Here is a 13581-nt window from a genome sequence, read left to right on the forward strand (position 1 = left end):
TTAGACAGTTGTGGCGCGCGAAGCGTCGAGGTCTGTGGTCGGGCGGGCAGCACGTGCGTCTGTGAGCGAACCCGCACCGAGCGCGCTGACAATCTGCTGCAGCGACGCGGGTCGAACATCCACGCCGTCGGCACCGGCGGCTGCAACAAGTTCGCGGCCCGCCTGCCCACGCACGGTCACCGTGCTCAGGGCGCCGATCTCGTGTGAGTGCAGCACGTCTCTGCCCTCGAGGTACGGCTCGACGCGTGTGGTGACGCCGCTCAGCGTGAACGCGAAGCCCGCCAGGTCGTCAGCACTGCGGTCGAGAACGAGCCGCCCGCGGTCGAGCACCAACACGTGCTCGAACAGCGGCGCCATCTCGTCGATCAGATGCGTCGAGGCGATGATCGTGCGTGGGTGTGCCGAGTAGTCCTCGATCAGCACGTCATAGAAGTGCTGCCGGGCCGTCGCGTCGAGGCCGAGGTACGGTTCGTCGAGAAACGTGATCGGCGCTCGCGAGGCAAGACTGATGACGACGCCGAGCGCCGAGAGCTGGCCGCGGCTGTACTTCTTGACCTTGGTCTTGGCCGGCAGTCGAAACGCCTCGACGAGGCGGGCCGCCAGTGCGGCATCCCACGCCGGGTGGAACAGCGGTGCGATGCGCAGCGCATGCTTCAGCTGGTAGTCGTCGGGGTAGCGCTGGTTGTCACGGATGAAGCTGATGTCATCCTGCACGCGCGCCGACTCGAACGGGTCGCCGCCCGTGACGTGGATGCTGCCCGCAGTCGGGCGATCCTGCCCGGTGAGCAGCGCCATCAGGGTGGTCTTGCCTGCGCCGTTGCGACCGAGGAGCCCGATGATGCTGGGCTGCTCGATGGTGAACGATACGTCGTCGAGAGCTGCGACGTCACCGTATCGGCGGGTGACGCCGGCCACTGAGATGGTGGGGTTCTTCATTGGGGCCTCCTGTCGAGGTCGGGCTTGTGGATGTGTGATGCCTGGACGCTCTGCGTGGTCTGGACGGTCTGTGCGATCGCGCTGCGCACCTCATCGGGGGTGAGCCCGAGGCGCTGCGCCTCTCGCAGCATCGGCGCGACGAACTGTTCTGCGAAGTGGCTGCGGCGTTCGGCGAGCAGCTGCGCTCGGGCGCCGGTGACGACGAACATGCCGCGACCCCGGTGCTTCTCGAGCAGCTGACGGTCGACGAGCAGATTGAGCGCTTTGCCCGCTGTCGCCGGATTGATGCGGTGAAATGCAGACAGCTCGTTGGTCGACGGAACCGCTGTGCCTTCGGCGTATGCGCCGTTGGCGATGTCGTCGGCGATCTGGTCAGCGAGCTGGATGAAGATCGGCCGGTCGTTGTCGAATGCCACGGATCACCTGCTCTCTTTGCTCGGTTCTGTTCCATCAGTGTCGCGTACTTGAGTTCATTAGTCAAGTAATGAACCAAAGTACGTGTGTGATGCCTCTGCAAAAAAGTTCCAGGCGCGCATCCGTCCATGCCAAATGTCGGCCGAGGCGATCGACTCATGCCAAATGTCGGGTGAAAGCACCCATCCATGCCAAGTTCCATGTCTGGATGTTGTGGGGCGGCATTTGGGGCGGCCGGATTGCCTGCAGGGACTTGGCTCGGCACGATCCACCGGTCGCTGACGCAGGGGAGCGAACGACTAGTCTGGCTGCATGTCTGACGCAACCCCTGCATCCGCCTCAGCCCACACAGCCGCGATCGAGACGCGCAGTCTTGAAGAGATTCTGTACCCGGCGCTGGAGCCGCACCAGACCGAGCACCTCGACGTGGGCGAGGGGCAGCGCCTGTACTTGGAGCAGTCGGGCAATCCTCAGGGCACGCCGGTCGTCTTCGTGCACGGCGGGCCCGGCGGCGGCACAAGCCCATGGCAGCGACGCTTCTTCGACCCTGCCGTCTACCGCATCATTCTCTTCGACCAGCGCGGATGCGGGCAGAGCACGCCGCATGCGGCCGACGGCGCGGATCTCGGCGTCATCGACACCGCTCGACTCGTCGCCGACATGGAACGCATTCGCGAACACCTCGGCGTCGAACGCTGGCTCGTCTTCGGCGGGTCATGGGGCTCGACGCTGTCGCTGGCATACGCCGAGGCTCACCCCGAGCACGTGATCGGGCTCGTGCTGCGCGGCATCTTCCTGCTGCGCCGCTGGGAGCTCGACTGGTACTACAACCGAGGCGGTGCCCAGAACCTGTTTCCCGACCTCTTCGACGCCTATGAGTCTGTGCTGCGCGAACATGCGCCGGAAGAACTCGTCGGCGACCACATCGCGACGTTCCATCGGCTGCTCAACGGGCCAAACGAAGAGGTGGCGCTGCAGGCCGCGCTGGCGTGGTCTGACTGGGAGTCGCAGACGAGCCATCTGCTCGTTCCTGGAGAGCCCGCGCGAACCACGCTGCAGCTGGCCGAGCATCGTCGGTTCGCGCTCGCGTTCGCACGCATCGAGAACCACTTCTTCGCCAACGGCGGGTTCATGCGTGAGAACCAGCTGATCGAAGAGGCCGACCGCCTGGCCGGCATCCCCGGTGTGATCGTGCAGGGGCGCTATGACGTGGTGTGCCCGCCGCGCAGCGCCTGGGAGCTGCATCGTGCCTGGCCGCAGTCGCAGCTCACCTTCGTGCCGAACGCCGGTCACGGATCGAACGAAGTCGGGATCGCGGCGGGCCTGATCGAGGCGACTGACGGGTTTCGCGCGCTGCGGTGAACGAGACTGGGCCTTCCCTAGTCTTCGTAGGCGGGAGTCACTCCGGCAAGCTCGCCGAGCATGCCGATGTCGATCACGCTGAGTTCGCCGGCATAGGCCTTCGCCGGAGGCTGCAGCAGCCCCGCCTTGGCAGCACCGAACGTGACGGTCAGATCTGCGTGCAGCACTGTCGGGTCGGGCACCTCGCCGGTGTCTGGATTGATGCCGCTGGGAATGTCGACGGCGACGACCATCGGGCGGATGCCCTGGTCGCGATCGCCCGACGCGTCGCGTGAGCGTTGCGCCGGCACCGGTGCCTGCGTGGCGAGCGATGCGGTGTCGAGACTCTGCACTTGGAGGCCGCGGCGGTCGGCGATCACGTCGTTCACGGCCTCGACGACGGCTCGAGCTGTTCCACGCAGTGCCGCTTCGGCGCCCAGTCTTGTGCCGGTGCCCAGAATGCCGTCGATGACCACATCGCTCGTTCGTGCCGTGGCGACAGCGGCGTCGACGCACGCCTCTTCAGCGGCCCCGACAGGAACCGCCAGTCGAGCGCCCGCATCCTCGGCGGCGGCGAGGCCGGAACCATGCACGCGGTCAGCCGTCGGCACAATGCGCACGTCGGCACCCGCATCGGCGAGTCGACCGGCGGCGAAGAGCGCGTCGCCACCGTTGTTGCCTGCCCCGACGAGCACGAGCACCTGGGCATCGTCGATCGCCGTGCCGTGGTCGTCCAAGAGGCCACGAACCTCTTGGGCAAGTGCGGTCGCTGCCCGCTGCATCAACGGCAGCCCGGCGTCGAGCAGCGGCTTCTCGGCAGTGCGGATCTGTTCGGCGGTGTATCCCCTCATACCCTCTAGTATGACGGGCGCAGATTCACGAACGAGGGCGCAGGCCCAGACACAGGGGTCGCGTGATCAGACCTGAGGGCACGTCTGAAAGCGGAAAGCGAGTGCAGTGAAGGGTGCACATCGGTCGGCACAGACGCGAACCGGGCTCAGCGCAGGGCGTCAGTCTCGAGCGCCTGCAGAATCGCTTTGGCCGGTGCACCGCCTCGGTAGCCGCCCAGACTGCCGTCGGCCCGCGTCACGCGGTGGCAGGGCACGATCACGGGAATCGGATTGCCCGAGCACCCCGTGCCGACAGCGCGAACCGCCTTGGGGCGCCCGAGCCGTTCGGCCAGAGCGGTGTACGTCGTGGTGGTGCCGAACGGCACCTGGCGCAGCGCCTGCCGCACCTCGAGGTAGAACCCCGACGACAGTGCGTCGTCGATCGGCACAGTGAACGCCTGCAGCCGGCCCGCGAAATACTCGCGCAGCTGCGCTTCGGCGATGGCCAGGTGGTCGACGGCTTCGTGCTTGGTCTCGTCGTCGGCGATGAGCAAATCGGGACGCAGCCGATCGACCAGCTCGGTGACCACAGGTTCGACGCCCTCTGTGGCGAACGCGACGCGCACCACGCCTCGCTCGGTCGTCGCCACGAGCAGCGGGCCGATCGGCGTCGACACGACCGACGATGTCAGCTCATCACGGTGCAGGGCGTTGGCGGGATGCACCTCGTCGTGTGCGGTGTCAGTTGTCGGCGGTGAGGCCTTTGTCATCTCTGTCATCTGATTCATTCTCTGAGTCTGCCTGACAGAATGCTCTGTCGACAGTGCCGCACTCAGCCTGTGCACGGGTCCACGCCATCAGTGCCTCTGTGCAGAACGCCGCGTCACCGCAGAATCGGCCCCACGTCGCGTGAGCGCTTCAGCTCGAAGAATCCGTCGACGCTGGTCGCCAGCGCGAGCCCGTCGTACAGCCGCAGGGCAGCATCCCCGGTCGGAGCCGGAGACACGACCGGCCCGAAGAACGAGTGCTCGTTGATCGTCAGAACCGGCGTGCCGACATCGGTGCCCACGCGCCTGGCGACCTCCTCCTGGTTCGCGGCCAGCGCCGCGTCGCCTTCGTGCCGCTCGTCGAAGAGCGCGGCATCGAGCCCGGCCGCCGACAGACTCTCGCGTGCCACCGCCTCGACGTCGGTGCGGGCATCCAGATGGATGCGTCGGCCCAACTCGTCATACAGCGCCTTGACCGCAGCGCTGTCGAAGCGTTCGGCGACCAGAGCGACCAGCGGGCAGTACTCTTTCGACCGTCGAATGCCGTCGGCGTGTTCGGGGTCGGGCTCGGCGTTCGCCGGCAGCAGCGCGAGGCTCATCACGCGCCAGGTCACGTCGAGGTCGCGCACCTGCTGCACCTCGGCGAGCCATCGGGACGTCATCCACGCCCAAGGACAGATCGGGTCGAAGAAGAACTCGACGGGCGCGGTGCTCGTCGCGGTCACGGGCGATGACTCTGCCTGTGCAGGGCCGGGTGCTGGTGCTGCGGATGTCATGGCGGTTCCTCTCGGATTCGTGCTGGTCAGGGGGAGTCGGCTGCGTGCGTCGACGTTCGGGTCGGATCTTTTCAGCTGTGGCCGTCGGTGTGAGGGCCGCCGTCGAAGAGCTCTGCGAGCGCGTCGAGAAAGCCAATAACGGCTCGCTGCTGATCATCGTCGAGGGTGGAGGCCAGCTCGATCATGCGTGCATGCATGTCGCCCAGCGAACTGCGCACTTCACGGTGCGCTGACTCTGTCGACTGCAGCAGCTGGCCGCGTCCGTCGAGGGGATTTCGCGACCGGGTGACGAACCCTGTGGCCTCGAGGCGGCCCAGAAGCTTGGTGGTTGCCGCACTGGTGACGTCGAGGTGCGAGGTGATGTCGCCCGGAGTGGTCGCCAGGCCGCAGCGTTCGCGCGCCATGATGAGTCGCAGCGCTTCCATATCGGTCGCATTGAGCCTCATGTATCGCTCTGATCGATGGCGCATGGCCTGGTCTGCGCGGCGCAGACGACGAACCGCTTCGAGCACCTGGCGGGCACCGGTCTCAGTGTCCTCGTCATACCAGTAGGCATGCGGGCGACGATCAGTTCCCGCGATGGGATGTGGGGATGGTGCGCCTGTGGTCTGCCCAGTTCTCTCAGACATCGTGTTCTCCTCTGTGCAGCGATGCGCATCCTGTCGCGTCGCCCTGCTCTGAGCCTACTGGGCGAACGCGGTTCTGAGCTAGAACTCTAACTAAGTTAGATATAGTTTGATCAGACGGCAGCAGTCATCGCCGGATCATGAAGGAGACCATATGTCCGCCCGCCCGGCATCGACCACCGACAACCGTCATGTCGCCGAGCCGACGCGTCCGCACGCAGCGCCGATCACCTTGGCCGACGTCGACGAACGGCTGCAGCAGGGGCTGGACGCGAGTCTGCGGCAGGCGGCACAGGTCGACGATCGTTTCGTGCAGCTGTGGCAGGCACTGCGATCGGGCATCGGGGGCGGCAAACGGGTTCGTCCGGCGCTGCTGATCGACACCTTCACGGCCTTGGGTGGCCCGGAGAAGCATCGCGAGGCCTGCATCGAGGCAGCAGCGGCGCTCGAGATGCTGCACGCAGCCTTTCTTCTTCACGACGACCTCATCGACGGCGATCTGCTGCGACGTGGTCGCCCGAACGCCATCGCCGAGTTCTCCGCACGCGGAAACGCACATGCCGCAGGAGCCGGCAGCAGCTGGGGGCTTGCGGCGGGAACGCTCGGAGGCGATCTGCTCCTCAGCTCGGCCATTCGCCGTCTTGCCGGCGTGCGGGTCGAAGACGGGCTGCGAGATCAGCTCCTCGACGAGTTCGACGAGACGATTCACCTCTCTGCTGCCGGCGAGCTGGCGGATGTCACACAGTCGCTCATATCAGACGCCTCGCAGTCGACGGCCCGTCTCTCTGCGCCCGACGCTGGCGTCTCACCGCTTGAGCCGACACGCTCGACCGTGCAGCAGACCACACGCCCCCAGCCGCGGTCGACTGCCTCGGCTCAGACCTCATCGGTGCCGCCCCTGGCAGACGAGGCGCTGTGCCAGATCGAGCAGACGCTCGAGCTCAAGACGGCCCGATACAGCTTTGTCGCTCCCGTACGCATCGGCGCGATGCTGGCCGGCGCCGATGCGCGGCAGATCTCGAATCTCAGCGACATGGCTCGCCACGCGGGCATCGCCTTCCAACTGACCGACGATCTCATCGGCGTCTTCGGCGACGCCGACGTCACCGGCAAAAGCACCAAGGTCGACCTGCAGCGCGGCACACGCACGGCGCTCATCGCCGTCGCGCAGCACACAGCCGTGTGGGCCGAACTCGAAACCATGATCGGCGACCCCACACTCGATGACGCACGTGCGGCCCGAGCGCGCGACCTGCTGAACGCCTGCGGCGCCCGTGCGGCGGTCGAGCTGCGGGCGCGGGATCATCTGCGTCTCAGCCGCAGCCTGCTCGAAGACGAGTCGCTGCCGCCGCGCCTCAGAGACTGCATGCAGGCGCACCTCGACGCGATAGCAGGGCGGCAGCGATGAGAGAGAGCGACGCACAGCGATACCAGCGCACGGCGATGCACGCCGCCGCACTCGTAGTCGCGCGGTACTCGACGTCGTTCGGGCTCGCCTGTCGCTTACTCACACCTGCGCTGCGGCCCGAGATCAGGGCTCTCTATGCGCTGGTGCGCATTGCCGACGAAACGGTTGACGGGGCCGCGGAGCAGGCGGGGATGTCCACTGCGCAGCAGGCGAATGCGCTCGACGCGCTCGAAGACACAGTCTATGAGGCGATTCGTGACGGCCACAGCACGAATCCCATCGTGCACGCCTTCGCCAGCGTGGCGCGTCGCCGCGGCATCGACGCCGAGCTGATCGCGCCGTTCTTCGCCTCGATGCGGCGTGACCTCGATCCCGCCCCGTTCACTGCGGCAGAGATGCCAGCCTACATTCACGGTTCTGCCGAGGTCGTCGGGCTGATGTGCCTGGCCTGCTTCGTCGAAGATCCCGTCGATCGAGCACGGCTGCGCGATGGGGCACGTGCTCTGGGCTCCGCCTTTCAGAAGGTGAACTTCCTGCGTGACCTGGGCGACGATGTGCACCTGCGCGGTCGCAACTATTTTCCGGACGCCGTCGTGGTCGTCGAAGATCGTCAGCCGGTGCGGCCCGACACAGATGAGTCGCCGGCTGCGCAGACGACCCTGCGGGCGACGGATGCGACAGCACGCCCGCATCGCAGCATCCGCCTGACCGAGACCGATCGAGATCGCATTCTCGACGACATCGACGCCGAGCTCGCCCAGGCCGGCGAGGCGATCGAAGACCTTCCAGCGGGCAGCAGACTGGCGGTCGCCACTGCGCATGCGCTGTTCTTTGAGCTGTCCCGGCGCCTTCGACAGACGCCGGTCGAGATGCTCGTGACCAGCCGTACTCGGGTGCCCGGATGGCGTAAGGCGCAGATCGTGGCGCGCTGCATGCTGCACGAGCGCGTTGCCAGGCGACGCGGCCGCGAGGCTGACAGATCGAAGGCGCCGATGCCACTCGACGGGAGCAGACGATGAGGAAGCACCAGCGACCACCACAGAACCAGCGGCAGCGTGCCGTGGTGATCGGCGGAGGCATCGCCGGTCTGGCGTCGGCCGCGCTCCTGGCGCGCGATGGGCACGCCGTCACGCTGCTCGAGGGGCAGGATGCGCTCGGCGGCCGCGCGGGCACCTGGCAGCATGAGGGGTTTCGCTTCGACACCGGGCCGAGCTGGTACCTGATGCCAGAGGTGTTCGACCATTTCTTCAGACTGTTCGGCACCAGCGCTGCGGAACAGCTCGAACTGACGACGCTCGATCCCGGCTACCGGGTGTTCTTCGAACCGTCTGCGTCAGGCGAGTCTGCCTCGCGGCTCGACATCGCCCGGTCGCGCAGCGCGAACCAGGCCGCGTTCGAAGCCGTCGAGACCGGCGCAGGAAAGGCGCTCGGCCGATATCTGGATTCATCGGCGGCGACCTACCGCAGCGCCAAGGAGCACTTTCTCTACACATCGTGGCAGCGGCTGACGCCACTGCTGCGGCCATCGGTGCTGCGTGACATCCGGCGTCTTCCGGGTCTGCTGACACAGACGCTGGAGGCCTTCGTGGGGGCGCGGTTCACTGACCGCAGGCTGCGCCAAGTGCTCGGCTACCCGGCGGTCTTTCTCGGCACGTCGCCCGAGCGCACACCTGCGCTCTATCACCTGATGAGCCATCTCGACCTCGACGACGGCGTGCTCTACCCCCAGGGAGGCTTCACCGCTCTGATCGCGGCCGTCGAGCGCGTCGCCCGAGACGCGGGAGTGACCATCGTCACTGATCGTCGGGCGATCTCGATCGACACAAAGGGCGGCCGCAGCCAGGGCGGCAGACGGCGTCAGCGTGCTCAGGCGACGGGCGTGACCACCGTCGATCACACCGGTCGTCGTCGTCGACACCTCGCCGAGATTGTGGTGTCGGCGGCAGACCTGCACCACACCGAGACAGAGCTGCTGCCGTCGCCGCTGCGCACCTACCCGTCATCGTGGTGGCAGCGCCGTGACCCGGGGCCGGGCGCGGTGCTGGCGATGCTCGGGGTGCGCGGCGGGCTGCCGCAGCTCGAACACCATTCCCTCTTCTTCACCGCAGACTGGAAGGCGAACTTCGACACCATCTTCGCCGATCGTGCTGGCATCCCCGATCCCGCATCCTGTTACGTCTGCCGACCGAGTGCCACAGACGCAGCCGTGGCACCGGCGGGCTATGAGAATCTGTTCGTGCTGATTCCCGTTGCGGCAGACACCCGCATCGGCACCGGAGGGCTCGACGGCACCGGAGACCAAGCCGTGGAGGCCGCCGTCGACCGCGCGATCGCACAGATCTCTGAGTGGGCAGACATCCCCGACCTCGCCGAGCGCATCGTCGTGCGTCGCACCGTCGCTCCCGCCGACTTCGCGAGAGATCTCAACGCCTGGCAGGGAGGCGCACTGGGGCCAGCACACACACTGCGGCAGAGTGCGCTGCTGCGTGCCAGAAACTCCTCGCGCAAGGTGGCGGGGCTGTACTATGCCGGCACATCGAGCATTCCAGGGGTCGGCCTGCCGATGTGTCTGATCAGCGCCGAGATCATGCTGAAGCGCGTGCGCGGCGACTCCTCGCTGGGGCCGCTGCCCGAACCCTCACCCAGCCCGACGGCAGGCAGCGACCGATGAGCGCCGCGTATCTGATTCTGCTGCTGCTCTCACTGCTCGGCGTCGCGCTGCTCGACCGACGGTGGCGACTCTTCGTCTGGCGGGCGCCGGTCACGGCGGTCATGGTGCTCGTCAGCGGTGTCGTCTTCTTTGTGCTCTGGGACCTGCTCGGCATCGCAAACGGCCACTTTCGGCAGGCAGACGGGCCCTGGCAGCTCGGGGTGCTGCTCGCGCCAGAGCTGCCGATCGAAGAGCCGGTGTTCCTGCTGCTGCTCTGCTGGTGTGCGATGCTGCTGTGGTGTGCTGCCGCGCGGCTGCTCGAACGGCGGCAGCGATGACCTACCCGCAGCTCAACCTCGTCATGCTCGCCGTCGCCGCCGGAGCCGCGGTGCTCTGCCTGCTGGCACGTCGCATCCGCGCTCGACGCGCTTCGGAGCCTCCGCAGCATGCGCCGGGCTCAGGAGCGCTGCCCTCGTCGGGGCCGCGCATCACCCGAGTGCTGAGCGCATTCGCGATCACACTGACGGGGCTCGTGCTGCTCACAGCGGTCTTCGACAACGTGATGATCTCGGCAGGGCTCTTCTCCTACGCCGACCAGGGGCGCACCGGCTGGCAGATCGGCCGAGCTCCGATCGAAGACTTCGCCTACCCGCTCGCCGCGCTGCTGCTGCTGCCGGCACTGTGGGTCTTCGTGCGTGATCATGAGCGCACCGCTCGTACGGTGCTTCTCTCGTCACGACCCCTGAGCTGGATCAACACGGCGTTTCCGTTCGCCGCCGCATTCGCACTCGGCGTCGGCGGCGGCGACCCACAACTGAGCGCCGTGTCGGCTGCCGGCCCCTGGTCGACTCTGGGCCTGGTGGCTGGCACGCTGTTCTTTCTGGTGCCGTACAACCTGCTCATGTACGGCATCAACGACGTGTTCGACTACGAGAGCGATCTGCGCAACGCTCGCAAGGGCGGGGCGGAAGGCGCCCTGCTGGAGCCCCGGCTGCATCGCACTGTGGTGCTCAGCGGCGTGATCTCGGCAGCGCCGTTCGTCTCGCTCATGCTGGTTGCCTCCTGGCATCTGGGCACCATGGTCGCCGGCGCGATCACGTTGGCCGTCTGCCTGTTTCTCGTGGTCGCCTACTCGGTGCCAGGGCTGCGGTTCAAAGAGCGGCCCGTCGTCGACTCGATCACCTCGAGCCTGCACTTCGTCACCCCGGCGCTATGCGGGCTCGCCTTCGCCGGCGTCGAGCTCACCTGGCCGCTGATCGCGCTGCTGGTGGCCTTTGGCCTCTGGGGCATGGCCAGCCATGCGTTCGGTGCGGTGCAGGATGTCATTCCTGATCGCGAGGGCGGCATCTCGTCGATCGCGACGGTGCTGGGGGCGGGGCGAACGGTGCGGCTGGCCATCTGGCTCTGGTCGGCGGCCGGCGTGCTGACGCTCTTCACGTCTTGGCCCGGACCGCTGGGGGCGCTGTTGGTCGTACCGTACATCGTCGCGGTGTGGCCGTTTCGCTCGATCAGCGACGAGCGCTCGGCTCAGGCCAACGTCGGTTGGCGGCGTTTTCTGGCGATCAACTATGCCTGCGGGTTCTGCGTCACGATGCTGCTGATCTGGTGGGCTTCGCTGAATCTGTGACCCGAGGCAGACTCACGCGAGCCCGCCGGACGAGACATGGTGCAGGCTCAGCAGCCAGCGTCCCTCGCGCCGAACCCAGACCGACGAATGGGCGGCCACCGCCGGTGACTGGGTTTCGTAGGTGACGATGGTGACGTCGTCGGTGACGGCGGATGCCGCAGCCGACCTGAGCTGATCGCCTGCGGCCGGCAGCAGGGCGCGTGAGCCGATGATGCGGCATCCCTCGTCGAGCAGGCTGCGGCCGGTGGCGATGTCGCGGGCGCCACGTGCGTCAGCGAGCAGCCGTTCGGCTGCGAGTGCGTCTGAGGCAGCCGAGCTCGATGGGGTGGGGTCTGCTGGGGGGTCTGCCGGGGTGTCCGCCGGGGTGTCTGCCAGGGTATCTGCGGTCGACGCGGCCGCGGTATCTGCGAACGACGGGGCAGTCGATGCGGCGAAACCGGGACCGGCATCCACCGCACGCCCCGCCTGGATGGCGAGGGCGGCACCGTGCGCTCGTTCGTCGGCGGCCTCGTTCATGTGATGCCCGGCGTGCCCCTTGACCCACTCGAAATGCACGTCTCGTCCCTGCAGCGCCGCATCGATCTGCTCGAGCTGGTCACGGTTGAGCACCGGCTTGCCGTCGGATTTCTTCCAGCCCTTGCGCTTCCAGCCGGGCATCCACTTCGTGACCGAGTTGATCACGTACTGGCTGTCACAGAGGATGCGCAGCGGCTCGTCGCGGTCTGCCGTCGCGTTCAGCAGCTCGAGCACGGCCTGCAGCTCGCCGCGGTTGTTGGTGCTGTGCTCCCAGCCCCCGGCCGCCCAGTGGTCGTCGTCGACGTACCAGGCCCAGCCGGCGGGGCCTGGGTTGCCGAGAGCTGATCCGTCTGCAGAGGCGATGATGGTCATTCGAACATTCTGCCACTGGGCGCCGACATCAGGCTCGGCCCCGGCCGCGCACCCGCGCCACGCGCATCACCTCGCCGCGAGGCTGCGCTCGACTCGCTCGGGCGTGAACCAGATCAGCAGCACGGCACCGAGCAGCGCGGCCGAGGCGAACGCGACCAGCACCCATGCCGGCCCGAGACCCGCTGCGAGAGTTTGCCCGCCGATGATCGGTGCGACGACAGCGCCAAGGCGTCCCAGCCCGAGCGTGCAGCCGAGCGCGGTTGTGCGCAGCCGCACCGGGAATGCGTCGGCGACCAACGAGTTGATCAGATTCTGCGCGCTGATCGCGCCGGCACCGAGCACCGCTGCGTAGCCGGCGAGCAGCCACCCCGGGCCTATCTGCCCGGCGATGAGCAGAAGCGCCACGGCGGCCAAGACGCCGGATGCGGCGGCGATGCGCCGGGTGCCGAGTCGCTTCGCGAGCAGCGCGATGCCGACCGACCCGACGACTGCGCCGAGGTTCAGCACCAGCATGAGCTGCAGCGCCCCCTGCAGCGGGATGCTGAACTCGCGCATCAGCTGAGTCAGCCACGTGCTCACGCCGTACCAGGTCAGCAGATCTGCGAAGGTGACCAGCACCCCGAGCGCGAGCAGGGTGCGATGTCTGGGTGCGACCAGCTCGCGAACGGATGCGCGACTCGCCCCCGTATCCGCCTGAGCGACGTTGCGGTGATGCGTTTCGATGCGGCGCAGCGCCGGTATGGTGATGGCTGCCAACAGGATGCCGACGATGCCGCCGCTCAGGAAGAGCGTGCGCCAGCCGCCCAGGTGCAGCACGCTCTGCGCGGTGAGCGTCGAGGCGACCGCTCCGATGGCGATGCCGCCCATGACGATGGTGATGGTCAGCGAGCCGTCGGCGTTGTGCGTCGCATTGCGCGCGGCGGTCAGGGCTGCAGGCAGCACGACGCCGAGACAGAGGCCGGCGAGCAGGCGGGCTGCTCCGATGTGCCAGGCGTCGCTGGCAGCGGCGACGGCGACGGTGCAGACGGTGAAGCCGATGATGCCGATCAGGATCGTGCGTGAGGGGCCGAGCGCCCGGACGACAGGCCCCGCGGCGACGCCGCCGCCGAGCATGCCTAAGAAGATCATGCTGCCGATCAGGCCTGCGGCCGACTGGTCGACGCCGATGGTCGGGTCGGCCAGCAGCACCGGGATGGCGTTGCTGTAGAGCAGCAGGTCGTAGCCTTCGACGATCATGATCGCGGTGCAGGCGATCACGACCAGCCAGTCGGTGGTCGTGCGCACTGCTGCGCGGCCGGCGGGGTCACCTGCGGCGATT

14 protein-coding genes are annotated in these 13581 nt (G+C 67.4%); 6 read left to right on the forward strand and 8 right to left on the reverse strand.

What is annotated here, in order from left to right; all coding sequences use genetic code 11:
* Together F8O07_RS04170 and F8O07_RS04175 are read right to left on the reverse strand one after the other, a co-directional pair.
* Positions 1–936 (reverse strand): ABC transporter ATP-binding protein, encoded by a 936-nt coding sequence (locus F8O07_RS04170; RefSeq protein WP_158030875.1) that lies wholly within the window; start codon positions 934–936, stop codon positions 1–3.
* Positions 933–1352, reverse strand: a complete 420-nt coding sequence (locus F8O07_RS04175) for a GntR family transcriptional regulator (RefSeq protein ID WP_225733172.1) — start codon at positions 1350–1352, stop codon at positions 933–935. The genes F8O07_RS04170 and F8O07_RS04175 overlap by 4 nt, the downstream gene beginning before the upstream one ends.
* A 310-nt stretch (positions 1353–1662) precedes the next feature.
* Here F8O07_RS04175 and pip point away from each other — a divergent pair, with 310 nt between their 5' ends.
* Positions 1663–2712 carry a prolyl aminopeptidase gene (gene pip / locus F8O07_RS04180; protein WP_158030876.1) on the forward strand — a complete coding sequence of 350 codons (1050 nt, stop codon included), beginning with the start codon at positions 1663–1665 and terminating at the stop codon, positions 2710–2712.
* Between the two features lie 17 nt (positions 2713–2729).
* Here the strand turns inward: pip and F8O07_RS04185 are convergent, their stop codons facing one another.
* The 4 genes from F8O07_RS04185 to F8O07_RS04200 all read right to left on the reverse strand — a co-directional run bounded on the left by F8O07_RS04185 (position 2730) and on the right by F8O07_RS04200 (position 5693).
* A complete protein-coding gene (locus F8O07_RS04185) occupies positions 2730–3542 on the reverse strand; it encodes an NAD(P)H-hydrate epimerase (RefSeq protein WP_158030877.1) in 813 nt (270 codons plus the stop codon).
* Positions 3543–3688: 146 nt separating this feature from the next.
* The gene (locus tag F8O07_RS04190; protein ID WP_225733173.1) at positions 3689–4300 is read right to left on the reverse strand and encodes a methylated-DNA--[protein]-cysteine S-methyltransferase; all 612 of its coding nucleotides are present in this window, start codon (positions 4298–4300) and stop codon (positions 3689–3691) included.
* Between the two features lie 104 nt (positions 4301–4404).
* Positions 4405–5064, reverse strand: a complete 660-nt coding sequence (locus F8O07_RS04195; RefSeq protein WP_225733174.1) for a DsbA family protein — start codon at positions 5062–5064, stop codon at positions 4405–4407.
* A gap of 71 nt (positions 5065–5135) precedes the next feature.
* Entirely contained in the window at positions 5136–5693 is a 558-nt protein-coding gene (locus F8O07_RS04200; protein WP_158030878.1) for a MarR family winged helix-turn-helix transcriptional regulator, read from the reverse strand.
* A 151-nt stretch (positions 5694–5844) separates the two neighbouring features.
* On the opposite strand from F8O07_RS04200, the gene F8O07_RS04205 reads away from it, so the two are divergent.
* The 5 genes from F8O07_RS04205 to F8O07_RS04225 are packed head-to-tail and all read left to right on the forward strand — an operon-like array spanning position 5845 to position 11375.
* The gene (locus F8O07_RS04205; protein WP_158030879.1) at positions 5845–7098 is read left to right on the forward strand and encodes a polyprenyl synthetase family protein; all 1254 of its coding nucleotides are present in this window, start codon (positions 5845–5847) and stop codon (positions 7096–7098) included.
* Complete coding sequence (locus F8O07_RS04210; protein ID WP_158030880.1) at positions 7095–8117, forward strand: phytoene/squalene synthase family protein; 1023 nt, start codon at positions 7095–7097, stop codon at positions 8115–8117. Before F8O07_RS04205 ends, F8O07_RS04210 begins: the two co-directional genes overlap by 4 nt.
* Positions 8114–9769, forward strand: a complete 1656-nt coding sequence (gene crtI, locus F8O07_RS04215) for a phytoene desaturase family protein (RefSeq protein ID WP_158030881.1) — start codon at positions 8114–8116, stop codon at positions 9767–9769. Before F8O07_RS04210 ends, crtI begins: the two co-directional genes overlap by 4 nt.
* Complete coding sequence (locus F8O07_RS04220; RefSeq protein ID WP_158030882.1) at positions 9766–10086, forward strand: lycopene cyclase domain-containing protein; 321 nt, start codon at positions 9766–9768, stop codon at positions 10084–10086. The genes crtI and F8O07_RS04220 overlap by 4 nt, the downstream gene beginning before the upstream one ends.
* Positions 10083–11375, forward strand: a complete 1293-nt coding sequence (locus F8O07_RS04225) for a prenyltransferase (protein ID WP_318655790.1) — start codon at positions 10083–10085, stop codon at positions 11373–11375. The genes F8O07_RS04220 and F8O07_RS04225 overlap by 4 nt, the downstream gene beginning before the upstream one ends.
* A 12-nt stretch (positions 11376–11387) precedes the next feature.
* Here F8O07_RS04225 and F8O07_RS04230 read toward each other — a convergent pair whose 3' ends face one another.
* A complete protein-coding gene (locus tag F8O07_RS04230; protein ID WP_158030883.1) occupies positions 11388–12263 on the reverse strand; it encodes a ribonuclease H family protein in 876 nt (291 codons plus the stop codon).
* Between the two features lie 66 nt (positions 12264–12329).
* Complete coding sequence (locus F8O07_RS04235) at positions 12330–13547, reverse strand: MFS transporter (RefSeq protein ID WP_192496629.1); 1218 nt, start codon at positions 13545–13547, stop codon at positions 12330–12332.
* Between the last annotated feature and the right edge of the window lie 34 nt (positions 13548–13581).

Source organism: Pseudoclavibacter sp. CFCC 13796 (genome assembly GCF_008831185.1).
GTDB lineage: Bacteria > Actinomycetota > Actinomycetes > Actinomycetales > Microbacteriaceae > Pseudoclavibacter_A.